This window comes from Actinomadura sp. 9N407 (assembly GCF_044326315.1).
GTDB lineage: Bacteria > Actinomycetota > Actinomycetes > Streptosporangiales > Streptosporangiaceae > Spirillospora.
In genome coordinates this window covers 64,743-87,270 of the sequence record NZ_JBIRAW010000015.1, presented here as the reverse complement: position 1 = coordinate 87,270, position 22,528 = coordinate 64,743, and the positions used below count along the sequence as shown (strand labels likewise).

At 70.8% G+C, this 22,528-nt stretch carries 25 protein-coding genes; 12 read left to right on the top strand and 13 right to left on the bottom strand.

All coding sequences use genetic code 11. The features are described from left to right. Positions 1 to 150: 150 nt before the first annotated feature. Entirely contained in the window at positions 151 to 2,331 is a 2,181-nt protein-coding gene (locus ACH34Q_RS23955; RefSeq protein WP_395985270.1) for an arylsulfatase, read from the bottom strand. Then, positions 2,328 to 3,650: an MBL fold metallo-hydrolase gene (locus tag ACH34Q_RS23950; protein WP_395985269.1), complete on the bottom strand. Its 1,323-nt coding sequence runs from the start codon at positions 3,648 to 3,650 to the stop codon at positions 2,328 to 2,330. Before ACH34Q_RS23950 ends, ACH34Q_RS23955 begins: the two co-directional genes overlap by 4 nt. Before the next feature lie 106 nt (positions 3,651 to 3,756). Here ACH34Q_RS23950 and ACH34Q_RS23945 point away from each other — a divergent pair, with 106 nt between their 5' ends. Continuing rightward, positions 3,757 to 4,515: a TetR/AcrR family transcriptional regulator gene (locus ACH34Q_RS23945; RefSeq protein WP_395985268.1), complete on the top strand. Its 759-nt coding sequence runs from the start codon at positions 3,757 to 3,759 to the stop codon at positions 4,513 to 4,515. Between the two features lie 46 nt (positions 4,516 to 4,561). On the opposite strand, the gene ACH34Q_RS23940 is transcribed toward ACH34Q_RS23945, so the two are convergent. Further along, positions 4,562 to 5,497 (bottom strand): TauD/TfdA dioxygenase family protein, encoded by a 936-nt coding sequence (locus tag ACH34Q_RS23940; protein ID WP_395985267.1) that lies wholly within the window; start codon positions 5,495 to 5,497, stop codon positions 4,562 to 4,564. A gap of 263 nt (positions 5,498 to 5,760) precedes the next feature. Here ACH34Q_RS23940 and ACH34Q_RS23935 point away from each other — a divergent pair, with 263 nt between their 5' ends. Beyond that, the gene (locus tag ACH34Q_RS23935) at positions 5,761 to 7,242 is read left to right on the top strand and encodes an MFS transporter (protein WP_395985266.1); all 1,482 of its coding nucleotides are present in this window, start codon (positions 5,761 to 5,763) and stop codon (positions 7,240 to 7,242) included. Positions 7,243 to 7,319: 77 nt separating this feature from the next. On the opposite strand, the gene ACH34Q_RS23930 is transcribed toward ACH34Q_RS23935, so the two are convergent. Both ACH34Q_RS23930 and ACH34Q_RS23925 read right to left on the bottom strand, forming a co-directional pair. Next, on the bottom strand, positions 7,320 to 7,961 hold the full coding sequence (locus ACH34Q_RS23930; RefSeq protein ID WP_395985265.1) for a response regulator: 642 nt from the start codon (positions 7,959 to 7,961) through the stop codon (positions 7,320 to 7,322). Next, complete coding sequence (locus tag ACH34Q_RS23925; RefSeq protein WP_395985264.1) at positions 7,958 to 9,193, bottom strand: sensor histidine kinase; 1,236 nt, start codon at positions 9,191 to 9,193, stop codon at positions 7,958 to 7,960. The genes ACH34Q_RS23930 and ACH34Q_RS23925 overlap by 4 nt, the downstream gene beginning before the upstream one ends. Before the next feature lie 226 nt (positions 9,194 to 9,419). On the opposite strand from ACH34Q_RS23925, the gene ACH34Q_RS23920 reads away from it, so the two are divergent. Further along, entirely contained in the window at positions 9,420 to 10,514 is a 1,095-nt protein-coding gene (locus ACH34Q_RS23920) for an ABC transporter permease (RefSeq protein ID WP_395985263.1), read from the top strand. Continuing rightward, positions 10,511 to 11,218, top strand: a complete 708-nt coding sequence (locus tag ACH34Q_RS23915) for an ABC transporter ATP-binding protein (RefSeq protein ID WP_395985262.1) — start codon at positions 10,511 to 10,513, stop codon at positions 11,216 to 11,218. Before ACH34Q_RS23920 ends, ACH34Q_RS23915 begins: the two co-directional genes overlap by 4 nt. A gap of 71 nt (positions 11,219 to 11,289) precedes the next feature. On the opposite strand, the gene ACH34Q_RS23910 is transcribed toward ACH34Q_RS23915, so the two are convergent. Both ACH34Q_RS23910 and ACH34Q_RS23905 read right to left on the bottom strand, forming a co-directional pair. Continuing rightward, on the bottom strand, positions 11,290 to 11,910 hold the full coding sequence (locus ACH34Q_RS23910) for a fasciclin domain-containing protein (RefSeq protein WP_395985261.1): 621 nt from the start codon (positions 11,908 to 11,910) through the stop codon (positions 11,290 to 11,292). A gap of 54 nt (positions 11,911 to 11,964) precedes the next feature. Continuing rightward, on the bottom strand, positions 11,965 to 13,410 hold the full coding sequence (locus ACH34Q_RS23905; RefSeq protein WP_395985383.1) for a molybdopterin-dependent oxidoreductase: 1,446 nt from the start codon (positions 13,408 to 13,410) through the stop codon (positions 11,965 to 11,967). A gap of 203 nt (positions 13,411 to 13,613) precedes the next feature. Between ACH34Q_RS23905 and sigK the strand changes: the two genes are divergently transcribed. Beyond that, on the top strand, positions 13,614 to 14,195 hold the full coding sequence (gene sigK / locus ACH34Q_RS23900; RefSeq protein ID WP_395985260.1) for an ECF RNA polymerase sigma factor SigK: 582 nt from the start codon (positions 13,614 to 13,616) through the stop codon (positions 14,193 to 14,195). Next, positions 14,195 to 14,914, top strand: coding sequence for an anti-sigma factor domain-containing protein (locus ACH34Q_RS23895; protein WP_395985259.1), 720 nt, complete (start codon positions 14,195 to 14,197; stop codon positions 14,912 to 14,914). The genes sigK and ACH34Q_RS23895 overlap by 1 nt, the downstream gene beginning before the upstream one ends. A 3-nt stretch (positions 14,915 to 14,917) precedes the next feature. On the opposite strand, the gene ACH34Q_RS23890 is transcribed toward ACH34Q_RS23895, so the two are convergent. Further along, the gene (locus ACH34Q_RS23890; RefSeq protein ID WP_395985258.1) at positions 14,918 to 15,718 is read right to left on the bottom strand and encodes a TIGR00730 family Rossman fold protein; all 801 of its coding nucleotides are present in this window, start codon (positions 15,716 to 15,718) and stop codon (positions 14,918 to 14,920) included. A gap of 71 nt (positions 15,719 to 15,789) precedes the next feature. Next, positions 15,790 to 16,842: a succinyl-diaminopimelate desuccinylase gene (gene dapE / locus ACH34Q_RS23885; RefSeq protein ID WP_395985257.1), complete on the bottom strand. Its 1,053-nt coding sequence runs from the start codon at positions 16,840 to 16,842 to the stop codon at positions 15,790 to 15,792. Positions 16,843 to 16,973: 131 nt separating this feature from the next. Here dapE and ACH34Q_RS23880 point away from each other — a divergent pair, with 131 nt between their 5' ends. Next, complete coding sequence (locus ACH34Q_RS23880) at positions 16,974 to 17,336, top strand: cupin domain-containing protein (protein WP_395985256.1); 363 nt, start codon at positions 16,974 to 16,976, stop codon at positions 17,334 to 17,336. Between the two features lie 45 nt (positions 17,337 to 17,381). Here the strand turns inward: ACH34Q_RS23880 and ACH34Q_RS23875 are convergent, their stop codons facing one another. Next, positions 17,382 to 18,218: a 2,3,4,5-tetrahydropyridine-2,6-dicarboxylate N-succinyltransferase gene (locus ACH34Q_RS23875; protein ID WP_395985255.1), complete on the bottom strand. Its 837-nt coding sequence runs from the start codon at positions 18,216 to 18,218 to the stop codon at positions 17,382 to 17,384. 44 nt (positions 18,219 to 18,262) lie between these two features. On the opposite strand from ACH34Q_RS23875, the gene ACH34Q_RS23870 reads away from it, so the two are divergent. The 4 genes from ACH34Q_RS23870 to ACH34Q_RS23855 all read left to right on the top strand — a co-directional run bounded on the left by ACH34Q_RS23870 (position 18,263) and on the right by ACH34Q_RS23855 (position 20,463). Beyond that, positions 18,263 to 19,186 (top strand): hypothetical protein, encoded by a 924-nt coding sequence (locus ACH34Q_RS23870; protein ID WP_395985254.1) that lies wholly within the window; start codon positions 18,263 to 18,265, stop codon positions 19,184 to 19,186. 40 nt (positions 19,187 to 19,226) lie between these two features. Beyond that, positions 19,227 to 19,679, top strand: a complete 453-nt coding sequence (locus ACH34Q_RS23865; RefSeq protein ID WP_395985253.1) for a hypothetical protein — start codon at positions 19,227 to 19,229, stop codon at positions 19,677 to 19,679. A gap of 62 nt (positions 19,680 to 19,741) precedes the next feature. Further along, entirely contained in the window at positions 19,742 to 20,149 is a 408-nt protein-coding gene (locus tag ACH34Q_RS23860; protein ID WP_395985252.1) for a hypothetical protein, read from the top strand. Positions 20,150 to 20,301: 152 nt separating this feature from the next. Then, positions 20,302 to 20,463 carry a hypothetical protein gene (locus tag ACH34Q_RS23855; RefSeq protein WP_395985251.1) on the top strand — a complete coding sequence of 54 codons (162 nt, stop codon included), beginning with the start codon at positions 20,302 to 20,304 and terminating at the stop codon, positions 20,461 to 20,463. Between the two features lie 56 nt (positions 20,464 to 20,519). Here the strand turns inward: ACH34Q_RS23855 and ACH34Q_RS23850 are convergent, their stop codons facing one another. The 3 genes from ACH34Q_RS23850 to ACH34Q_RS23840 are packed head-to-tail and all read right to left on the bottom strand — an operon-like array spanning position 20,520 to position 21,932. Next, positions 20,520 to 20,879 carry an MmcQ/YjbR family DNA-binding protein gene (locus tag ACH34Q_RS23850; RefSeq protein ID WP_395985250.1) on the bottom strand — a complete coding sequence of 120 codons (360 nt, stop codon included), beginning with the start codon at positions 20,877 to 20,879 and terminating at the stop codon, positions 20,520 to 20,522. Between the two features lie 53 nt (positions 20,880 to 20,932). Further along, positions 20,933 to 21,067, bottom strand: coding sequence for a DUF397 domain-containing protein (locus ACH34Q_RS23845; protein ID WP_395985382.1), 135 nt, complete (start codon positions 21,065 to 21,067; stop codon positions 20,933 to 20,935). Between the two features lie 37 nt (positions 21,068 to 21,104). After that, entirely contained in the window at positions 21,105 to 21,932 is an 828-nt protein-coding gene (locus ACH34Q_RS23840) for a helix-turn-helix domain-containing protein (RefSeq protein ID WP_395985249.1), read from the bottom strand. 100 nt (positions 21,933 to 22,032) lie between these two features. On the opposite strand from ACH34Q_RS23840, the gene ACH34Q_RS23835 reads away from it, so the two are divergent. Then, on the top strand, positions 22,033 to 22,449 hold the full coding sequence (locus ACH34Q_RS23835) for an ATP-binding protein (protein ID WP_395985248.1): 417 nt from the start codon (positions 22,033 to 22,035) through the stop codon (positions 22,447 to 22,449). The last annotated feature ends 79 nt before the right edge of the window (positions 22,450 to 22,528 follow it).

Below are 22,528 nucleotides of genomic sequence, written 5' to 3'. Positions count from 1 at the left end.
GGAGGATCGAGGGGGCGCCCGCGTCTCGCACGTGGTCGTCCACTGTATTGAGCGCGGGCCGCCGCCGACGCTGACCGGCGGGTCAGTCGACCGTGCGGGTCAGGCAGGAGTACAGATCAGGAAGGGGTGCGGGTCAGTCGAGGGTGCGGGTCAGTCGAGGGTGATGTCCACCTGGACGATCTCACCGCCCTCGAAGGGGAAGGCGGGCGGATGGTCGCCCACCGGGGAGCCGGTGTTCAGCCCGATGTCGAAGGTCTCGTCGATCGAGAAGATCGCGGGCGGGGTCGCGGCCAGGCGGTCGCCCGCCGCCTGCGTCCCGTCCACGGTGAGGACGAGGGTGCCGCCGCGCCCGCGCCCGTCGCCGTCGGCGGTGAAGTCGACCTGCAGCCGATGCGGTCCGGGGGCCAGGGTGAGGTCCGGTACGAGTTCGGCCACGGCGATCTCGAAGGTGCGGTAGACGAAGACCGGGCGGCCGGCGGGATCGACGAACAGGGACCAGCCGGCGGCGCGGCCGCCCATGGTGGCGATCACGCCCCGGGGACGGTCGGCGGTCTCCAGCGACGCCTGGAGGGTCCAGGAGCGGCCGATCATGCGGGGCGCGTTGCTCTCCGGGATGCCGATCGCTCCCGGATAGAAGGTGAAGCTCTTGCGTCCGGCGGCGAGGTTGGGCATCCGCGTACGGGACACCCGGGCGTCGCGGAGCGGGAGGATGCCGACCCGCCCGGCCTCCCGCTCGAAGATCTTCTGAAGCTCCGCGAGGCGTCCCGGCTCGGCCGCGGCGAGATCGACGGCCTGGCTGAAGTCCTCGTCCAGGTTGTAGAGCTCCCAGACGTCGTCCTCGAACGCGCGGTCCTGGCCCGGCAGCCCGACTCCCCACGGCACCCCGCCGTGGTGTGCCGACGCCATCCAGCCCTCGTGGTAGACGGAACGGTGGCCGTACACCTCGAAGTACTGGGTCGTGTGCCGTTCCGGCGCGGACGGGTCGTCGAAGCTGTAGACGAGGCTCGTCCCGTGCATCGGCTCCTGCGCGACGCCGTTCACGGACTCGGGCATCCGCAGCCCGGCCGCCTCCAGGATCGTCGGCGCCACATCGTTGACGTGCGAGAACTGGCTGCGCAGGCCGCTGCCGGAGATGCCGTTCGGCCAGGTCACGGCCATGGGGTTGCGGGTGCCGCCCAGGTGGGAGGCGATCTGCTTGACCCACTGGTACGGCGCGGTCATCGCCCACGCCCATCCGGCCGGGTACTGCGGGTACGACTCGGCGGTGCCGATCTCGTCCAGCCGGGCGAGGGTCTGCGCGGGCGACTCGTTCATGCCCTGCAGCGAGCCCATGTAGTTGATGCTGCCCGGCAGGCCGCCCTCCGCGCTGCTGCCGTTGTCGCCGACGATGTAGAAGAACAGCGTGTCCTCGAAGAGCCCGCCGCGCTTGAGCTCCTGGACGAGCCGTCCGATCTGGACATCGGTGTGCTCCAGGAAGCCCGCGTACACCTCCATCAGCCGTTCCGCGACGGCGCGCTCGTCCTCGGAGAGGCTGTCCCAGCTGGGGATCTCCTCGGGGCGCGGGGTCATCCGCGTCCCCTCCGGTACGACGCCGCGCTCGATCTGGCGGGCCAGGATCGCGTCCCGTTCGGCGTCCCAGCCGTTGCCGAACCGGCCCCGGTACCGCTCGCTCCACTCGGGCGGCACGTGCAGCGGCGCATGGGTCGCGCCCGGTGCGAGGTAGAGGAAGAACGGGCGGTCGGGGGCCATCGAGTGCTGCATCCGCACCCAGTCGATCGACTGGTCGACCAGGTCCTCGGTCAGGTGGTAGCCGGGGGTGCCGGGCGGCTCGACGGGCGCGGTGCCCTCGTACAGCGTCGGCTGGTACTGGTGGGTCTCGCCGCCGAGGAACCCGTAGAACTTCTCGAACCCCTGCCCGGTCGGCCAGCGGTCGAACGGCCCCGCCTGCGACGACTCCCACGGCGGCGACAGGTGCCATTTGCCGATGCAGGCCGTGCTGTAGCCGTCCTGCCGCAGCATCTCCGCGATGGTGGCGCTCTCGGGCCGGAGGACGCCTTCGTACCCGGGATGGCTGTTGGCGCTGTTGAGCACCGTACCGACACCGACCGCGTGGGCGTCGCGTCCGGTCAGCAGCGAGGCGCGGGTCGGCGAGCAGATCGCCGTGGTGTGGAACCGGTTGTACGCCAGGCCCTCGCCGCACATCTCGTCCAGGGCCGGAGTGGCGACCGGGCCGCCGAACGTACCGGCCGCTCCCCAGCCGACGTCGTCGAGCAGGACGACCACCACATTGGGTCGCTTGCGGGGAGTCTCCGCGCCGGGTCGTACGGTCATCGCCGTGCCTCCTTGCGTGCCTGGACCACCCACATCTGGCCGGCCCGGAAATTCACCTGCGCCATCAGCGACGGCTCCGCCTTCGCGCGCGCCTCAAGCACGTCGATGAAACACCGCTGAGCGTCTGTGTCGGCCCGGTTCGCCAGGAATGCCCACTCGGCGAGGTGGCACGCCAGGCGCAAGTCCGTGTCCTGGAGCTCGCGGGCGCGGGCGGTCAGGACGGCGCCGCCGCCGGCCAGCCGGGCGATCTCCGCGGCCTGGTCGCCCTTGGGCGCGGGGAGCAGCTCGGCGGGATGGCCGTTCCACCAACCGCCGTAGCGGCGGATCACGTTCCGGCAGACGAACTCCGGCTTGTCGTAGATCGCCGGGAGGCGGGGGTGGGCGGTCAGCTCGGCCGGGACGTCCAGGCTCTCGACGATCTCGTCGTGCGTCAGGCCGGCGTTCAGGCCCTCCAGGGCGTGGTCCACGATGTGGCGCAGGTACGCCGCCATCGTGCGGAGCTCGTCCTGGATCCCGTCCGCGCCGCGGGCCAGGTCGCCGTGCCCGGTGATGATCACTTCCGGCCGGAGCGCCGCCATCTCGTCGGCCGCGTCGGCCCACTCCTCGGCGTACCGCTGCACCTTCTTGGGGTTGCCGGCGTTGGGCAGGTAGCCGGTGACCAGGTCGCCGGCCGCGATGACGCCGCGTTCGGGTGCCCACACCCAGGTGGCGTCGTCGGTCTCGCCCTTGCCGTGCCGCAACTCGAACCGCTCGCCCCCGATGATGAGGGTCAGCGCGTCGCGGTAGACCTCGTCCGGCCAGACGAAGTCGGACTCCTCGCTCGCCCAGGCCTTGCCGTCCGGCCCAGGCAACTGCCCGTTGATGTGCGCGTTGAGGCCCGCGGTCTTCATGTACCGGCGGAAGTGGCCGGGGAGGTTCTCGTGCGCGACGACCCGCGGCCGCTCTCCCGCTTCCAGGAACGCCCACAGGCCGAACGCGTGGTCGCTGTGCCCGTGCGTGTAGACGACGGTGTGCAGCGGCTTCGAGCTGACCGACCGGACCGCCTTCAGCAGCGCCGGGCCGTCGCCCGCGCAGCCGCAGTCGACCAGCAGCAGCCCCTCGTCGGTCTCGAACAGCGCCACGTTCACCATGCCGGGCTGGATGTACCACGTGCGCGGCGCCGCCTCGATGACGACCGGCTCCAGCCCGGAGCCGTGCTCCCGGGAGAAGATATGGCGGGCCTGGCCCGCGCTGAAAAGCCCGAACGCCGACTCTGCGGTCTTTTGCTGGTTGTCCGGGAACGCGGTCTTCTCCACCACGAGCACTCTCCAGTCGGTCACTCAGAGACGAGGTTAAGTCACGGATCTTAACCAGAGTAAGAGACGCGCCTTAAGTGGTCAAGGGGTGACCGCACGCGGCCGGAACGCGCTGGGTAAGGTGGTCGGCGTGAGCACGGGACGGACGGCACCGGCAGCGGCGGGACCGGCGGACGCGGCGCGGGCGGACGCGGCGGAGACAGAGGCGGCGGCCCCTGCCGCGCAGGACACCCGCGCCAGGCTCATCGACGTCGCCGAGCGGCTGTTCGCCGAGTTCGGCATCGAGTCGGTGTCGCTGCGCGCGGTCGGCATCGAGGCCGGGCAGCGCAACAACTCCGCCGCGCAGTACCACTTCGGGTCCAAGGAGGGCCTGATCAGCGCGATCATCACCGCCCGCTCGCGGCGGGTGGACGCGCGCCGCGCGGAACTGGTCGACGCGCTGCGGGACTCCCCCGAGCCCCCGTCCTTCGTCGCGCTGGTCAACCTGCTCGTGATGCCCCTGGTCGACACGATCACCGCCTCCAGCGGGCGCACCTGGTACCTGCGCTTCCTGGCCAACGTGATGGAGCACCCGATGGTCGACTCCCCGTGGCGGCCCGACCAGGCGAGCGCGTCCGGAACCGTCTCCGCGGCCCTGCCCGACCCGCCCGATCCGCCCGGCCTGCGCTACATGCGCAAGGAGCTGAGGCGGCTGCTGCCCGGCCTGCCGAACGCGGAGTTCGAGCGCCGGAACCGCTGGCTGGTGATGACGACGTTCCAGGTCCTCGCCGACTACGAGCGGCAGCGCGCCAACGCGCCCGCCGGCAGAGGCCCGGCGCTCGGCCAGGTCATCTCCGACCTGAAGGAGATGCTGGTCGCGCTGCTGCGCGCCCCGTACCCGGCGGACTGAGCCGCCGGGCCGCCCGGCCGGGCGGCCAGGCCACCGGACGGCTCCGTCAGCCCGCCACGCCGACGGGACGGTCTCCGGCGATGGAGATGCGGTCCATCACCCGCCGCGCGGGGTGGTAGTCGCTGGACGCGTAGTGCTGGCAGGAACGGTTGTCCCAGAAGGCCACCGTGCCCGGCCGCCACCGCAGCCTGCACTGGAACTCCGGCCGCTGCACGTGCCGGTAGAGCATCCGCAGCAACTCGGCGGACTCCTCGTCCGGGACGTCCAGGATCCGCGTGGTGAAGAGCATGTTGACGAACAGCGCCCGGCGGCCCGTCTCCGGGTGCACCCGTACGACCGGATGCCGTACGGCGGGGAACGTCGGCCGCAGCGCCTCGACGGCCTCGGGCGGCATCGCCCGTCCGAACGAGTCGATCCAGTCGTGCTCGGCGTACAGCGGATCGACGCGTTCCCGCAGGTCCTCGGGCAGCAGGTCGTACGCGGCGTACATGTCCGCCCAGAGCGTGTCGCCGCCCACCGGCGGGACCTCGACCGCGCGCAGCACGGCACCGAACGAGGGCGTGGCGTGCCAGGTGATGTCGTGGTGCCAGTTGTTCTCCATGCCGGGCGCGGCGGCGTCCTTCGCCAGCGTCACGACGTCCACGTCGGTCTGACCGGGTTGGGTGTAGACGAAGAACGGGTGCCGCTCCAGCTCGCCCCACCGGGAAGCGAACGCGCGCTGCTCGTCGCGCCCGATGTCCTGGTCGCGGAAGACCAGGACCTTGAACTCCAGGAGCGCGCGACGCAGCTCGTCCATCGTCGCGCCGTCCAGGTCGCCCGACAGCCGGACACCCCCGACCTCCGCGCCGATCGTCGGCGTCATCGGCTCGGCCACCAGGCGCTCGTAGCCCGGCTTCTCGTCATCGGCGTCGGCGGTACGGGCCGCGATGAGCGGCCCGTAGGCGGCCAGCGGATCGATCGGGGTGGGGAACACGTACGCCATGGGCCCTCCTAGCGACCTGGGCGGGCCCTGAGCGCGGCCGCCGATGGTCCCGACCATCGTTAAGTAACAGACCTTAACTTGTCAACGGTCCTTCGCGAGCGCAGTTATTTCCTACCTCATTCGCGGGTTAATGTGCCGGGTCTCACTGAGCGGGACGCACCTTGCGGACCTTCTTCCGCGCATTAGTTTCGGTATTTCCACAACGACCGCCGACTCATATAGCGACCGTCGATTCGCCCCCGTAAAACCGATCGAAGGATCCCATGGCGCTCGATCTCGACCCACCCCATGGCGCGCCGCCCAAGCGCCTTCTGTTCGCCGCGCTCGCGCTCATCATCCTGTTCTCCGAGATAGCCACCTTCGAGATCCTCATGGTGCTGCCGGCCATCCCGCACGTGGCCGCCGACTTCCAGACCACCCAGACCGCGTGGGTCGTCGGGATCCTCACCCTCACCGGCGCGGCGGTCATGCCGCTGATCGGCAAGGCGGCCGACAAGTACGGCAAGAAGCGGATCATCCTGCTGCTCGGCTGCGGGTTCATCGCCGGCAGCGTGCTGTGCGCCGTGACGGACTCGTTCGCGCTGCTCCTGCTCGGCCGGGCCGTCCAGGGCACGATGGTCGGGATCGTCGGGCTGTCCTACAGCCTGGTCCGCGACATCATGCCGCGCGAGTTCGTCCCGATCGCCCTCGGCACGGTGGTCACCGGCATCGGCATGTCGGCCATCGCGGGGCCGTTCGTCGCCGGCTGGCTCATCGACGGCGCGGGCTACCGCAGCATCTTCTGGTTCATGGCGATCTACCTGGGGGTGCTGCTGCCGCTGTACGCGTGGCTGATCCCCGAGAGCCCGGTCCGGGTCGACCGCCCGATCGACTACCTGAGCGTGGTCCTGCTCGGCCCGGCGGCCGGGCTGCTGATGGTCGGCCTGTCCCGCGGCGCGTCCGTGGGCTGGACGTCGGCGCCCGCGATCGGCTTCCTGCTCGCGGGGATCGTGCTGCTGGCCGCCTTCCTGCAGCGGCAGCGGACGGCCGCGAACCCGCTGATCGCCCCGAAGGTCCTGATGGGCCCCCGCTTCGGCCCGACGCTGCTGGCCGTCGGGTGCGTCTCGTACATGATGAACGCCCACGCGATCATCGTCCCGACCATGCTGCAGACCCCGGACGGGGCGGCGGGGACGACCTACGGCGCGGGCCTGTCGGCGACCGAGTTCGCACTCTGGACGTGCCCGCTCGGCATCGTGGCGATGTTCGCCGGGCCGCTCGGCGGCGTCCTGGCCAAGCGGATCGGGGCCCGGCAGGTGCTGCTCGGCGCTGCCGCGTTCTTCCTGCTGGTCATGTACCTGGGCGCCCGGCTGCCCGCCCTGCAGTGGCAGGTCGGGGTGATGAGCATCGCGGCCGGCCTGGCGGTCGGTTTCCTGCACTCCGCGAACGCCAACCTGGTCCAGGACGCGCTCCCGGCCTCGCAGAGCGGTGTCGGCAACACGATCGGCTCGATGAACTCGCTGCTGGCCGCGTCCATGGGCAGCACCCTCACCGGCGTCGTGATGGCGAACCAGGTGGTCGCCACCGACCCGAAGACGCACGCGGTCGTCCACGATCCGAGCGCCTTCACCAACGGCTACCTGTACGCGGCGATCGTGGGCGCGGTCGGCCTGGCCGTGGCCCTGTGGATGAAGCACGGCCGCAGGCCCGCCCTGGGCGGCCTGGCCGACCCCGACGACCAGCTCCGCACCCCCCAGCCCGCCTAACCCCCCGTTGACTCGTGGCGTGTTCGCCGTCCAAGCGCTCGAACGAGCCTAACACGCCACGAGTCAACCTGGGCGGGTCAGCGGCGGATGAGGCCTTGGGCGGTGGCGGCGGCCACGGCGGACGTACGGGAGTCGACCCCGAGCTTGCTGTAGATGTGCGCCAGGTGCGACTTGACGGTGGCCTGGCTGAGGAAGAGGCGCTTGCTGATCTGGGCGTTGGACAGGCCGTCGGCGACCAGTTGCAGGATCTCCGTCTCCCGGCGGGTCAGCGCGGTGGACGGGTCGCGCATCCGGTCCATCAGCCGCAGCGCGATGGCCGGGGCGAGCGCGGACTTGCCGGACGCGGCGGTACGCACGGCGGCGGCGAGCTCCTCGGGCGGGGCGTCCTTGAGCAGGTAGCCCGCCGCGCCCGCCTCGATGGCGGCCAGGATGTCGGCGTCGGTCTCGTACGTGGTCAGGATCAGGACGTGGGGCGCGCCCTCGCGGGCGGTGATGGCGGCGGTGGCCTGGGAGCCGAGCATCTCGCCGCCGAACTGCAGGTCCATCAGCACGACGTCCACCTCCAGCCGGCCGGCCAGCCGTACGGCCTCCTCGGCGGTCGGGACGTCGGCGACGACGGTGAAGCCGGGCTCGGTCTCCAGTACGGCGCGCAGCCCGGCCCGTACCACCGGATGGTCATCGGCGAGCAGCAACCGGATCGGCGGGGGCGGCTGGGTCATGTGTCGGCCTCCTCGGAAGCGTGCGCGGATACCGGGAGGGTGACGGCGAGGGCGGTGCCCTGATCCGGGGCGGACTCGATGCTGAGGGTGCCATGGAGCGCGCGGGCGCGGGCGCGCATCGCGGCGATCCCGAAGCCGGAGCCGGACCCGTTGGTGCCCGGTGCCGGCAGATCGCCGGGGTGGAAGCCGCGCCCGTCGTCGACGACGTCGAGGGCGACCTCGGTGCCCATGTAGCTGAGCGTCAGCTCGACGCGCGTGGCCTGGGCGTGCTGGACGGTGTTGGCGAGCGCCGACTGGGCGATGCGCAGCAGCGCGACCTCGTGCGGAGTGGGCAGCTCCGTCGGCGTACCGGACGTGTGGCAGCGGATGGACAGGCCCGGGGAGCGGGTGGTGGCGCACAGCCGTTCCAGCGCCGCGGGCAGCGAACCCTCTTCCAGCGCGGGCGGGCTCAGGGCCTGGACGAACCGCCGCGCCTCGTCGAGATTGTCGGCGGCGGCCTGCCGGGCGTGCTGGACGTGGTCGAGGGCGGCGGACGGGCGTTCGGGCAGGGCGCGTTCGGCCGCCCGCAGGAGCAGCTGGATGCTGGACAGCCCCTGAGCCAGGGTGTCGTGGATCTCGCGGGACAGACGTTCGCGTTCGGCCAGGACGCCGCGCGCGTGCTCGGCGGCGGCGAGTTCGCTGCGGGCGGCGGTCAGCTCCTCGATCAAGCGTTGGCGCTGCTCGCTCTCCCGGTAAAGCGCCTGGTAGCCGAAGACCACCGCGACGGCGACGGCGGCGCCGAGCACCGGCCCGATGACCGTACCGATGCTGAACGTGTGGGCGTGCCAGCCGAAGCCGGTGATGGCCAGGCCGGTCGTGGCGATGACGGCGGGCACCGACCAGCGCGGCGGCAGCAGGTGCAGCTGGACGAAGAAGAGCGGGAACGCGAGCCAGATGCCATCGGGCGTCAGCGCGAGCAGCACCAGCCAGGCCAGCATCACCGCCGCCAGCCACAAGGCCGCCGCCCGTACCCGCGTGCGCACCGGCCGCAGCAGAGGCCCGGCGCCGTAGATCACCGCGACGGCCACGGCGGCGGCCACCACCGCTGCGGCGTCGCCGGTGCCCTCTGCGACGGCCCGTACGGCCGCCAGCGCCAGCAGTACCGCCACCAGCAGATGCAGGCAGGCACTCAGGATGCGCAGCACGGGAGTCAGCGTCGAGGTCAGCGTGGGAGTCGGCGAACGGTCGTCCATGGAGCTCTCATCGGCGGCGAGCGGAGACCGTCCGGGGCCCAAGGCGCCACGTCCGGCCAGGTCAGGATATGCGGCGGCGATGATCGGCGCATCGTTCGAAAGGTTGAGCCCGGGATGGATCCTTCGGCCATCGCACGGCGATCGCGGGCCCGATGCCGGCGGGCGCGCCGGCGGCGAGGGTGGAGATAAGCCGCCGGGCATCGGGCCCGGCCCGCAGGAACCGAAGGTGGGCAGGACCGTGTTCGTCGCCTGGAGAGACCTCAGATTCGCCAAGGGCAGGTTCGCGCTGATGGGCGCGGTGATCGTGCTCATCACGCTGCTGGTCGGGCTGCTCTCCGGGCTGATGGCGGGCCTGGGCCGGGAGAACACCTCCGCCATCACCTCGCTGCCCGCCGACCACCTCGTGTTCTCCTCCCCGGACGCGGCCAAGGGCGTCTCGTTCACCGACTCGCAATTGGGCCAGGACACCTGGCGCCAGTGGTCGCAGGTCCCCGGGGTCACCTCCGCCGACCCCCTCGGCATCTCGATGACCAAGGGCTTGGCGGGCAAGACCAGCGCCTCTCTGTCGGCGTTCGGCGTCCAGCCTGGCTCGTCCCTGGCGCCGGGCGACGTCAAGGACGGCACCATCGTCCTGTCCACCCGGGCCGCCGAGGAACTGGGCGTGGAGGCCGGGCAGGCCATCACGCTGTCCGGGCACCGGATGACCATCGGTGCCATCTCCGGCGACGCCATGTACAGCCACGCCCCAGTGGTGTGGACCTCCCTGGCCGACTGGCAGCGCTTGGACGCCCCCGCCCCCGCCACCGGCGCCGAACAGGCGACGGCCATCGCGCTGACCACCACCTCCGGCGCCGACCTGCCCGCAGCCGACGCCAAACTGGGCACGAAGACCGTGACCACCGGCGACTCGCTCCAGGCGATCGGCTCGTTCACGGCGGAGAACGGCTCGCTGCAGCTCATGCGGATCTTCCTGTTCGCCATCTCCGCCCTGGTCATCGGCGCCTTCTTCACCGTCTGGACGATCCAGCGCAGCGGCGACATCGCCGTACTCAAGGCCCTGGGCGCCTCCACCCGCTACCTGCTCAAGGACGCCCTCGGCCAGGCCGTCGTCCTGCTCGCCCTCGGCACCGGGATCGGTACCGCGCTCGCGGCCGCCATCGGCGCCGCCGTCGGCGGCAGCGCCGTGCCGTTCGTCCTGGGCGCGGGCACGGTCCTGCTCCCGATGGCCATCATGATCGCGCTCGGGGCGCTCGGCGCCGCCCTCTCCATCCGCCGCATCACCTCCGTCGACCCGCTGACCGCGCTGGGAGCAGCCCGATGAACGCCCGTACCGCCCCCACCGGCCTCGAACTCACCGGCATCACCCTCACTTACCCCGACGGCACCGGCCGCCTGACCGCGCTCGACCAGGTCAGCCTGACCGTGCCGGCCGGCACCGTCACCGCCGTCGTCGGCCCCTCGGGCTCGGGCAAGTCCAGCCTGCTCGCCGTCGCGGCCACCCTCATCACCCCCGACAGCGGACGCGTCAGCATCGCCGGCACCGATACCACCGGCCTGAGCCGCAACGAGCTGACGACCCTGCGCCGCGGCACCGTCGGCATCGTCTTCCAGCAGCCCAACCTGCTGCCCTCGCTGACCGCCGCAGAGCAACTGCAGGCCATGGCCCACCTCGACGGGCGCAGCCCCGCCAAGGCCCGGGGCCGCGCCCTGGAACTGCTCGACGCGGTCGGCCTGGCCACACTGGCCGGCCGCCGCCCCCACCAGCTCTCCGGTGGCGAGCGCCAGCGCGTCAACATCGCCCGCGCCCTCATGAACGACCCCGCGGTCCTCCTGGTCGACGAGCCCACCAGCGCCCTCGACCACGAGCGCGGCGCCGCGGTGCTGGAGCTGCTCACCGACCTGACCCACCAGCGCGCCACCGCGACCGTCCTGGTCACCCACGACCGCTCCCACCTGACCGCCGTCGACGCCATCGCCGAAGTCCACGACGGCCGCCTCACCACTCCCGCCACCGCAGGCCGCTGACAGAAAAGGCCGGTGGACGGCCGGTCCTCCCACACTGTGGGTCCTGGCCGTCCACCGGCGCCTTGGGCCCGCTACGCGGGCGGCATGAGGACGGTGTCGACAATGTAGACGGTGGCGTTGGCGGTCTTGACGTTGCCGCACACCACGTTGGCATCGTTCACCTTGAAGGACTCCCCAGAACCACTGGACTTGACCATGGCCCCCTGCAGGGTCTTGAAGTCGCCCGAGCCCAGGTCGGCCGGAGCGACCTTCTGGCCGACGACGTGGTACGTCAGGATCCCCGTCAGGGCCTTCTTGTCCGACAGGACCTTGTCGAGCGTGGCCTTGGGGATCTTGCTGAACGCGTCGTTGGTCGGCGCGAACACGGTGACGTTCTGCGCCGAGTTCAGGGTGTCGACCAGGCCGGCCTCCTTGACCGCGCCGACCAGCGTGGACAGCACGGGGTTGTTGGAGGCGGCGGTGGCGACCGGGTCGGCGGCCATACCGGAGAAGCTGCCCTTGCCGTCGGCGGGGACGGCCGAGCAGGCGGAGCCGAACGGCTTGTCCGCGGCCACCGGGGCGGCGGGCGCGCTGGTGGCCGGGGCCGACGGCGAGGCGGCCGACGAGGGCTCCTCCTCGGAGCCGCCGCAGGCGGCCATGCCCAGGGCCAGGCCGGCGGTGAGCAGGACGGCGGGGATGATCCGGGTGTTCATGATGGTCTCCTTGTATCGATGGAATGCGTTGCCTGAAGGGTCGAAGAGCGGGGATTAGGTGATGGTGATCACCACCGAATGCCAGCCGGTGGCTCCGTCGGGGAGCGGGCGGGCGCGTTCCTCGGGCTGGGTCGTCCCGGTGCCGTCAGTGGCGCGCACGCGCAGGGTGTGGGTACCGGGGGTGGCGTTCCACTCGGCGACCCATTGCCGCCAGGTGTCCAGGCCCGGTACGGGTGCCAGCCGCGCGGTACGCCAGGGGCCGTCGTCGACCTGCCATTCCACGGCGTCCACGCCCCGGTGCTGGGCCCAGGCCGTACCGGCGACCGCGACGCGGCCGGCCTTGACGCGGGCGAACGGCTTGGGCACGTCGATCCGGGAGAACGTCTTGATCGGCGCGCGCTCGGCGTAGCCGCGCTCCGTCCAGTACGCCGGGTCGGTCGCGAACCGGGTGACCTTGAGATCGACGACCCACTTGGTCGCCGAGACGTAGCCGTACAGGCCGGGGACGACCAGCCGGGCCGGGAAGCCGTGCTCGACCGGCAGCGCCTCGCCGTTCATGGCCACGGCCAGGAGCGCGTCCCGGCCGTCCAGGACCACGTCCAGCGGGGTGCTGAGGGTCATGCCGTCGGACGAGCGCGACAGGATCTGGTCGGCGCCCGAGGCGACCCCGGCCTCGCGCAGCAGCGCCGCCAGCGGGGCGCCGAGCCAGCGGGCGTTCCCGGCCAGGGTGCCGCCGACCTCGTTGGACACGCACGAGATCGTGATGTCGCGTTCGGTCAGGGCCCGGTCCAGCAGTTCGTCGAAGGACAGCTCGATCGGGTTTTTCACCATGCCGTGGATGCGCAGCGTCCAGTCGCGCGGATCGACCTGCGGCAGGGTGAGCGCGGTGTCGACCCGGTAGAAGGCGGCGTTGGGCGTGGTGAACGAGGGCATGCCCGGCACCCGTACCTGCGCCCCCGGCGGTACGGTCAGCGCACGATCGGCCGGGGCCGGGAGGCGGATCGCCTTGCGAGCGGCCGACACGTCCTGCCGTCCCAGCAGGAACCGTCCGCCTACAGCGCTTCCAGCCGCCACCGCGACCGCGCCGGCCCCGCCCAGCAGCAGCCGCCGCCGGTCAGTGGACGCCTGCTGGGGAAGCCTGTGCAGAACGGCCAGCGCCACCATCCCGCTGCCGACGCCCACCAAGGTGGGAACGACATCGAGGATCTGCGCGGTGGGACGCGTGAGCGCGGCGACGACACCGACGGCCCCGAACGCGGCCAGCCCGGCCAGGCCCCACCGCAGCCAGCGCCGGGCCAGCAGGCCGAGCGCGAGGGCGGCCACGGCGATGCCCGCACCGAGACCGAGCAGCAGGACGAGCTTGTCGCTGCTCCCGAAGGTGCGGATCGCGTAGTCCTTCAGCCATACCGGGGTCAGATCGATGAACGCCGCGCCCACCGCGAACAGCGGGGACGCGGTGGCCCGGCCCAGCGCGCCGGCCACCAGCTCCGCGATCCCCATCGCCACGGCGGCGGCGAGGAGCCCGGATACGGCGGAGGCGAACCTCTCTCTTCGGCTTGTCACACTCCGCATTCGGAGCCGTACGGGATCCGGATGGGTCGCCGTTTCGCCCGCGGCCCGGACACGCGTTCGCCGACCTGCTAGAACTGGCGGAAGATCGCACCTATCCGCAGGCCCATCAGCGTCGAATCACCCATGTGACGATGAACGATCCGCAGAGGAACCGGCCCCCGGAGCCCCGGCCCGGCCCGCCGGAGCTGGCCGAGCTGTTCGACCGCGTCGCCCGGGGCGACCAGGACGCGTTCGAGCAGGTCTACGCGCGGCTGTCCGGGCCCGTCTACGGGCTGGCGCTGCGGATCGTCCGGGACGCCGCCCAGGCCGAAGAGGTCGCGCAGGAGGTCCTGGTCGAACTGTGGCGGAAGGCCTCGCACTACGAGCCGTCCCGGGGCAGCGCCACCGCGTGGGCGATGACGCTCGCGCACCGCCGCGCGGTGGACCGGGTCCGTTCGGCGCAGGCGGGCCGCAACCGGGAGGAACGCGCCGGCGCGCCCCCGCCCGACTACGACCAGGTCTCCGAGCAGGTCGAGACCCGCCTGGAGCACCAGCAGGTCCGCCGCTGCCTGAACGGGCTCACCGACGTCCAGCGCGAATCGATCACCCTGGCCTACTACGGCGGCTACACCTACCGCGAGGTGGCCGAGCTCCTCGGCGTCGGCCTGGCCGCCATCAAGACGCGGATGCGCGACGGCCTCATCCGCCTGCGCGACTGCCTGGGAGTCCAGTGATGACCCACGACTCGCACACCCTCGCCGGCGCGTACGCCCTGGACGCGCTGTCCGACACCGAGCGCCGCCGCTTCGAGGGCCATCTGGCCGAGTGCCCCACCTGCGCCGAAGAGGTCCGCAGCCTGCGGGAGACCTCGTCCCGGCTCGCCCTGGGCGCGGCCGGGCAGCCACCGCCCGGCCTGCACGACCGCGTCTTCGCCGACATCCAGCGCACCCGGCAGCTCCCGCCGCGCCTGTCCCGCAACCTGCGCGCCGCCCGTACCCGCCACGCGGGCTGGCTGGTCGCGGCGGCCTGCCTCGTCCTGGCGCTGATCGCCGGCACCGCAGCCGTGCGCTTCGACCAGAACGCCGACCAGGCCCGAGCGCTCAACCGGCAGATCACCGAGGTCATCGCCGCACCGGACGCCCGGGCCGCGACCGCACAGGCACCCTCGCCCCACACCGGCACGGTCACGGTCGTGGCGTCCCGTTCGCTGGACAAGGCCGTGATCGCGGCCTCCCGGCTGCAGCGGCCCCCCGACGGCAAGACGTACCAGCTCTGGGCCATGGGCCCCACGCCGCCGCGACCCGCGGGCTTCCTGCGCTCCGGCCAGGGACCGGCCGGGCCGGTCATCACCACCGGGCTCGGCAACGCTCAGAAGGTCGGCCTCACCATCGAACCCGACGGCGGATCGCCCCAGCCCACCAGCCCGCCGATCGTCACGCTCCCCCTCGCCTGAGGGTTACGCGTCCGCCTCCTCCGCGGTGGCCGCCTGGGCGCGCTGCTCGATGAGCGCCTGCTCGGCCTTGGTGTGCCCGTCGACGATGTACCGGACGGCCTCGTCCGGGTCGTCGGTGAGGTGGAACAGGTCCGGGTCGTCGGGCCCGATCGTGCCCTTGGCCAGCAGCGTCCCGTTGATCCAGTCGAACAGCGGCTTCCAGAACTCGGTCCCCATCAGGACGATCGGGAACCGGGTGATCTTCTTGGTCTGGACCAGCGTGATCGCCTCGAACAGCTCGTCCAGCGTTCCGAAGCCGCCCGGCAGCACCACGAAGGCCTGCGAGTACTTGACGAACATCGTCTTCCGGACGAAGAAGTAGCGGAACTCCATCCCGATGTCGAGATGGGCGTTCATCGACTGCTCGAAGGGCAGCTCGATGCCCAGCCCGACCGAGAGGCCGCCGGCGTCGTTGCAGCCCTTGTTCGCCGCCTCCATGATCCCCGGACCGCCGCCGGTGACCACCGCGTACCCGGCCTGGTGCAGCTTGGCGCCGATCTCCACGCCCAGCTCGTACTCGTCCGACCCGGGCTTGATCCGGGCGCTGCCGAACACGCTCACCGCCTTGGGCAGCTCCGCCAGCAGCCCGAACCCCTCCACGAACTCCGCCTGGATCCGCAGCACCCGCCACGGGTCGGCGTGCAGCCAGTCCGACGGCCCGCGGCTGTCGAGCAGCCGCTGGTCGGTCGTGGTCGGTGGTACGGCCTTGCCCCGCAGCATCGCGGGCCCCTGCCGCCGGGACTGAGGGCTCAACTCGGATGTCATGCCCACACCGTAGCCAAAGCGCCCACCCCCTGAGCCGCCGTTCGCCGATCACGGCCACGGAGACCCGCTGGTCAGCGGAGCCAGGCGAGCATCCGGCGCTCGCAGTCGGCGATCAAGGGGAGCTCGACGTACTCGTCCTTGGTGTGGGCCAGGGTCGGCTCGCCGGGGCCGTAGTTGACGGCCGGGACGCCCAGTTCGGTGAACCGGGCCACGTCCGTCCAGCCGAGCTTGGCCCGTACCTCGGCGCCGGTCGCGGCCACGAACGCGGCGGCGGCCGGGTGGTCGAGACCGGGGCGGGCGGCGGGCGCGGCGTCCACGACGGCCACCTCGAAGCCCGCGAAGGTTTCCCTGATGTACGCCTCGGCCTCGGCCAGGGACTTGTCGGGGGCGAAGCGGTGGTTGACCGTGATCACGCACTCGTCGGGGATCACGTTGCCGGCCACCCCGCCCCGGACGAACACGGCGTTGAGGCCCTCGTGGTACTCCAGCCCGTCCACGACCGGACGGGCGGGCTCGTACGCGCGCAGCACGTCCAGCACCTGGCCGGCGGAGTGGATCGCGTTCGAGCCCATCCAGGCGCGGGCGCTGTGGGCCCGTTCGCCGCGAACGGTGATCTCCGCGCGCAGGGTGCCCTGGCAGCCGCCCTCGATCAGGGCCCCGGTCGGCTCCATCAGCACCGCGAAGTCGCCCGCGAGCAGCTCGGGGCGGGTCTCGACGAGCCGCTTGAGCCCGTTGCGGGCGGCGTCGATCTCCTCGCACTCGTAGAACACGTAGGTGATGTCGCGGCTCGGCTCGGCCAGCGCGGCGGCCAGCTTCAACTGGACCGCGACGCCGCTCTTCATGTCGGTCGTACCGCACCCGTAGAGCCGGTCGCCCTCCACGCGGGACGGGAGGTTGCCGTTCAGCGGGACGGTGTCGAGGTGCCCGGCGAGGATGACGCGCTCGGCCCGTCCCAGCTCCGTACGGGCGACGAGCGTGTCGCCGTCGCGGACGACGGTCAGGTGCGGCAGCGCCGCGAGCGCCTCCTCGACGGCGTCGGCGAGGGCCTTCTCGTCCCCGCTCACCGACTCGATGTCGACGATCGCCGCCGTCAGGTCCGCCACGTCCGCGCGCAAGTCCAGCATGGTCGGCAAGCGTACGCACTCGGGCCGCCGGCCACGCCGTTGCCGTACGCATGCCCGCCGTTGAGCTCCCCCCGACCCGGCGAGGGGTAGGGCCGGAGCCAGGCAATGAATCCGCTTAGAAGGAGGAAACCATGGCCATGTTCGAGATCAAGAATTTCCTGCAACCCGATGAGACGCGCAAATTCGAGGGTGCCGGTCAGGCCGAGGTCGTCATGATGGCGGGCCGTCCGGTCGGGCGCGGGATCTTCGAGCCCGGCTGGCGCTGGTCGACGAACGTCAAGCCGATCGCCGGCACCGACCTGTGCGAGGTGTCCCATCTGGGCTACTGCCAGTCCGGGCACATGCGGATCATCTTGTCCGACGGCACCGCGAAGGAGATCAGCCCCGGCGACGTCGTCGCCATCCCGCCCGGCCACGACGCCGAGGTCGTGGGGGACGAGACGTGCGTGCTGCTCGACTTCGGGGAGATAGCCGAATACGCCAAGCGCAGCTGAGACCGCGAAGGACCCATGGCCACGGCCACGGGTCCTTCGGCGTTCTCAGGTGTTGATGCCGTGGTCGCGCAGGATGTCGTTGAGGGCGGCCTTGTCGTGCCGCTGCCCCTCTTCCAGGCGCTTGAGGATCAGCACCGCGGGCAGCCCGAACGTGCCGCCCTTGAACTCCTTGTAGCGGGTGCCGCCGACGGCGACGCACCAGTCGGGGATGCGGCCGCGGCTGATCTCCTCGCCGGTCTCGACGTCGATGACGGGCATCGAGGCGGACAGGTTCGTCCCGGAGCCGACCACCGCGCCGCGGCCCACCCGGGCGCCCTCGACGATCATCGAGCGGCTGCCGATCATGGCCTCGTCCTCGACGATCACCGGCACCGCGTTCGGCGGCTCCAGCACGCCGCCGATGCCGACGCCGCCGGACAGGTGGACGTTCTTGCCGATCTGCGCGCAGGACCCGACGGTGGCCCACGTGTCGACCATCGTGCCGGAGTCGACGTACGCGCCGATGTTGGTGAACGAGGGCATCAGCACCACGCCGGACGCCAGGTGGGCGCCCCAGCGGGCGATCGCGCCCGGGACCACGCGGACGCCGTCCAGCCGGGTCTTGAGCGGGATGCGGTCGTGGTACTGGAAGTCGCCGACCTGTGAACGCGCCATCCCGAGCACCTTGAAGCTCAGCAGGATCGCCCGCTTGGCGCGCTCGTCCACCACCACCTGGTCGGTCGCGGGGTCGATATGGGCGACCCGGGCCTCGCCGGTGTCGAGCTGGTCCACGGCCGCCACGATGGCCGCGCGGGCGTCGGTGTCGTCCGGCGTCAGGGCCGTGCGCCGCTCCCACAGCTCGTCGATGGTGCCGGAGATCGGGCTGGTGAACGATTCGGTCATGAAGCCTGAGCTTAGCGGGGGCCATCTGCCGGTACGGTCGTCGCGTGGCTGCATGGGCGAAGTTGAGGGCGCGCGCCGGATCCGGGCGCCGCCACCCGTGGCGCTGGACCGGCGTGGCGACGGTGATCGTGATCCTGCTGGGCGCCGGCGGGTACGCCGCGTTCCACCGAGCCCGTCCCTACCTGCACGGTTCCAACTGCGAGGTACGCACCACGCTCGGCAAGATGCCGCTCGACCTCGAGCAGGCCGCCAACGCCGCCACGATCTCGGGCGTGGCGTTCCGCAAGGGGCTGCCCGAACGGGCCGTGGTGATCGCGTACGCGACCGCGATCCAGGAGTCGCACATCCGCAACCTGGCCGGCGGCGACCGCGACTCGGTCGGGATGTTCCAGCAGCGGCCGTCCCAGGGCTGGGGCAGCCCGGACAAGCTGCGCGACCCCGTCCAGTCCACCAGCAAGTTCTTCGACGCCCTGGTCAAGGTGAAGGATTACCTGGACCGCGACCTGCACGACGCGGCCCAGCTCGTCCAGCGCAGCGCGGACGGCGACGCGTACGCCCAGCACGAACCGGACGGCAAGCTCCTGGCGCGTGCCTTCACCGGACGCGAGGCGGCCTCCGTACGGTGCTGGTTCTCGCCGGACAAGAAGACCGAGCCCCGGCGCGCCGAAGCGCTGCGGGAGATGCGCCGTGCCTTCGGCGGACGCCTCCAGGTGGACACGCCGATCGCACTGAGCGCCAACATCAAGGACGGGGCGAAAACGTCCGCGCCCGCCCCTCGCGGCTCCGACGCGGTCAAGGTGACCAGCGCCCGCAACGGCTGGGCCGTCGCCTCCTGGGCCGTCACCCACGCCCAGGTGTACGGGCTGACGGAGGTCCGGCACGGCAAGAAGCGCTGGACGGCCGACGCCGGCCACGACGGCTGGACCCCTGACAACACGGCTCCCACCGACCGCGTCATCATCCACTGATCCGGGCGCGCCCCGCGTCAAATGAGACCATCCTGATGAGATGCGGCAGACGTTACTGAAAGGTCTGTGGATCAGCGGGGCCCTGCTCTTCTTCGCGAGCGGCTGCGGCGTGCTGCCCGCCAGGCTCGTCCTCGGTTTCACTGCGGGTGACCCGGCGACCGCCCAGGTGACCTCCTGCATGCGCGACTCGAACTCCAAGGTCACGTCCAAAGCCTGTTCCGGTACGTGGCGTACCGACGACGGCGAGCAGGGATCCGGCCACATCTCGGGCGCCACCCCGGACGACAATGGCCGGGAGGTGGAGATACGCACCGGCCCGTTCGGCACGTACATCGAGCCCATCACCGCCAACTGGCAGCTCTATCCCGCGATCCCGGCGCTGATCTGGATCCCGTACGCCCTCTGGCGCCACCGACGTTCAAAGCGCCTGCGCCGCTCAGCCCGCAGTACCGACAGCGGGCCCCAAGCGCAGACCCCGTCCACAAGCGCCTGACCATCACCCGGCACAGGCACTGTCCGGCGCCATACGGCCAGGTTCGAAGGGAAGGTGCCATCATGGCGGGATATGTACGTCGAGTGGCCGCCGTTGCGCTCGGGGTCGCCCTTACGGCCGGTGGCGTGACAGGCTGCGGTAGAACGCAAGGCAGCCAGGCCGATGTAAAACGAGACTCTGGACAGGACCTCGATCTGTACCGTCCGGGCGACATCGCGGTCTACAACAAATTCCGCATGCCCGGAGCTCTCCTTTCGCGCCCACCCAAGGATCTGGCCGACGGGGTTCAGAAATCCACCGCCGTAGTGGTCGCCGAGGTGACCGGCGTTCGCCAGACACGGGTCGTCGGACCGCCAGAAGGCCGACTTCCCATGGCGGCCGTCGTGCTTCGTACCATCGAGGTACTGGAGGGGGAGGTCCGGCCTGAACTCAAGGAAGTGGTGGTGGAGCTTTTGCCCCACCGACCGTGAATTCGCTTGACTCGATATCAGCACTGCGCTCATCCCTTCCGCAGGGCAAATCAGTATGGTTCTTGCACTGGAAGGGCGCACCGCTCCCTGGAGCCAAGTCCAAGCCAGGAGCGGCCCCCATCCCTCAGGCGGAGAAGAGTTTCTACGGAGTCGTGTCTCTCGACGACGGCATGTTCGCCCAGGGGAACGGCTTCGTGGTCAGCCCCACTTCCGAGCATGCAGGACGCGAGGGGGATGCTCAGACCTTGAAAAATCAGGGTGAGGGGTTCGAGAAACTCAGCGATCTGGTGAAGGCGATCCGCCAGATCAACTGACCGACGCCGGCGACCGCGAACTTCGTACGCCGTTGTGCGGCCGGATCGAGGGGGCGTCAGGGGCCCTCGGCGCCGGGCGTGCCGGACAGGTACGAGGCGGCGAGGCGCTTGGGGGCCGACAGGCGCCAGCCTTCGGTGACGAGCTCGGCCAGCTCGTCGCGGTCGACCATCGTGAGACGGATCGTCACCCAGCCGAACCGGCCGGACGTCCATGAGACGGCGAAGATATCGGGGTCCTCGGCGACCAGCGCGGCCTGCTCCTCGCGGGTGGCCTTGAGCATGATCGTCGCCTCGGCCTCGTCCAGGTAGCAGAACCCCTTGTCCCGTACGCGGAACCCGCTCAGCGTCGGATGCCCGTCGTTCCGAACGACCTCCGGCAGCCCGTGCACGATCTCCAGGAACTCCTCGACGCCCATGCCATCAGGTCTACCAGCCGCCTCCGACAGCCGGTCGACCGGTCCGCAGGCCGCTACAGGCTGAATTCCCCGCGCTTCACCCGCACGAGAAGCCCAGCGAAAGCCGCCGACTGGAAGGACAGCCGATCACCGTCGGGATCCTTCGAGTCTCTGACCAGGACCGCGTCGGCCTGCCTCGCCAACTCCACACAGGCCGGGTCACTGTCGCCGCCGCTACGGGAACTCTTACGCCACTGGGTCACTCGTGTACGTCCTCATCGTCTTCTCGATCAGTTCTCGAGAGTCGTTCTTCGACAAGGCGACGGCTCCAATCTGAGCGAATCGGAGCGCGAGCGCGGCGGTCTCGTCTCCACCCTCGATGAGCCGCCCGCCCAGTTGTGCACCGACATACGCCACCTCACGGGAGCCTACCCGGAGGATCTGGATTGGCCCATCATGTCCGGGATGTCGCCCTGCAGACCTCGGAACAATACGGATGGTCACTCGAGGAAGGCTGCCAACCTCGACCAGGTGGGCAAGTTGTTCCCGCATCACCTCGGGGGTGCCCACCGCGCATTCAAGTGCCTCCTGATCGAGGAGAACCCAGAGATACGGTGCATCTTCCTTGGCCAGGATCTCCTGCCGCTTCCGGCGTACCTCGGCCTCCTCCTCGACATCCAGCCCGTGCCCGCTATCAGCGACCAGGCTCCGGGTGTACGCCTCTGTCTGCAGAAGCGCCGGGATGGTCTTGCCGTGGTAGACCTCGATGTTCGTGGCAGCCTGCTCGTACGTCAGGTACTGCTTGTACCAGTCGGGGTCGTGTCCATTACAGGCGAACATGAACAGCCTCTCGAAGTGGCCACCGGTGTTCCATGCCTCGTCCAGGCGCTTGAGGTACGTATCCCGCGGCCGGAGTCGGCCCGCTTCCCAGTTGGATACAGTCGCCCGCGTCACGTGAACGATCTTTCCTACCTGGGCCAGCGAGAGGCCTCGCTGAGTACGGTAAAGCCACAGGTCAAAGGCCAGCCAGGCCCACAACGAGGAGTTCGGGTCGATGGACTCTCGAACGCTCACCGTTCACCTCCGGTGTATCGCGCTCACCGCGATTCATTTCACGTTAGCGTGCGAACACGCAGAGTGAGGACACAATCCGTCAACTTCAGGATGGTCCTCCATGAACGATCAAGAACAGCCCACAATGGCGCCCGAAATTCCCGAAATCCGACTGACTCTGCTGGCTGAACCATCGTCCGTGGTCCTGGCCCGGGAGCTCGTTCGCTACGCCCTCACCAACTGGGGCTACCGGGGCGAGATCGTCCACGACTCCATGCTCGTGATGAGTGAGATCGTCACCAACGCCGTCGCCGCGGCGAAAGGCAGCCGACTCCGCCTCCGCTGCGCCCTCCAAGATCAGGCGCCCCTCTTGGAATGCTGGGACCCTGCCCCCGCGCTCCCCATCGCCCGCGACAGTTCCGCAACGGACGAGAACGGCCGGGGCCTCGCCATCATCGCCGCCTATGCCAAGGAAGCCGGCATCCGCCCGTCCGCGACGGGCGAGGGCAAGATCGTTTGGGCCCTCATGCCCATCTGACCGACGGCTCTCCTCGGTACAGGCACTCCGCACTCGAGGCTTGGGCTAGTTCGGCGCCGAGCCCGAGGGACAGCTGGCA

Coding starts and splice junctions, on each gene's coding strand:
- ACH34Q_RS23925 (WP_395985264.1), bottom strand. CDS start 9,193: ATGGACGACCGTTCGCCGACTCCCACGCTGACCTCGACGCTGACTCCC.
- ACH34Q_RS23905 (WP_395985383.1), bottom strand. CDS start 13,410: ATGGGGATCGCGGAGCTGGTGGCCGGCGCGCTGGGCCGGGCCACCGCG.
- ACH34Q_RS23865 (WP_395985253.1), top strand. CDS start 19,227: ATGCGGCAGACGTTACTGAAAGGTCTGTGGATCAGCGGGGCCCTGCTC.
- ACH34Q_RS23915 (WP_395985262.1), top strand. CDS start 10,511: ATGAACGCCCGTACCGCCCCCACCGGCCTCGAACTCACCGGCATCACC.
- ACH34Q_RS23890 (WP_395985258.1), bottom strand. CDS start 15,718: ATGACATCCGAGTTGAGCCCTCAGTCCCGGCGGCAGGGGCCCGCGATG.
- sigK (WP_395985260.1), top strand. CDS start 13,614: ATGAACGATCCGCAGAGGAACCGGCCCCCGGAGCCCCGGCCCGGCCCG.
- ACH34Q_RS23940 (WP_395985267.1), bottom strand. CDS start 5,497: ATGGCGTACGTGTTCCCCACCCCGATCGATCCGCTGGCCGCCTACGGG.
- dapE (WP_395985257.1), bottom strand. CDS start 16,842: ATGCTGGACTTGCGCGCGGACGTGGCGGACCTGACGGCGGCGATCGTC.
- ACH34Q_RS23875 (WP_395985255.1), bottom strand. CDS start 18,218: ATGACCGAATCGTTCACCAGCCCGATCTCCGGCACCATCGACGAGCTG.
- ACH34Q_RS23860 (WP_395985252.1), top strand. CDS start 19,742: ATGGCGGGATATGTACGTCGAGTGGCCGCCGTTGCGCTCGGGGTCGCC.
- ACH34Q_RS23955 (WP_395985270.1), bottom strand. CDS start 2,331: ATGACCGTACGACCCGGCGCGGAGACTCCCCGCAAGCGACCCAATGTG.
- ACH34Q_RS23910 (WP_395985261.1), bottom strand. CDS start 11,910: ATGAACACCCGGATCATCCCCGCCGTCCTGCTCACCGCCGGCCTGGCC.
- ACH34Q_RS23930 (WP_395985265.1), bottom strand. CDS start 7,961: ATGACCCAGCCGCCCCCGCCGATCCGGTTGCTGCTCGCCGATGACCAT.
- ACH34Q_RS23895 (WP_395985259.1), top strand. CDS start 14,195: ATGACCCACGACTCGCACACCCTCGCCGGCGCGTACGCCCTGGACGCG.
- ACH34Q_RS23935 (WP_395985266.1), top strand. CDS start 5,761: ATGGCGCTCGATCTCGACCCACCCCATGGCGCGCCGCCCAAGCGCCTT.
- ACH34Q_RS23850 (WP_395985250.1), bottom strand. CDS start 20,879: ATGGGCGTCGAGGAGTTCCTGGAGATCGTGCACGGGCTGCCGGAGGTC.
- ACH34Q_RS23835 (WP_395985248.1), top strand. CDS start 22,033: ATGAACGATCAAGAACAGCCCACAATGGCGCCCGAAATTCCCGAAATC.
- ACH34Q_RS23880 (WP_395985256.1), top strand. CDS start 16,974: ATGGCCATGTTCGAGATCAAGAATTTCCTGCAACCCGATGAGACGCGC.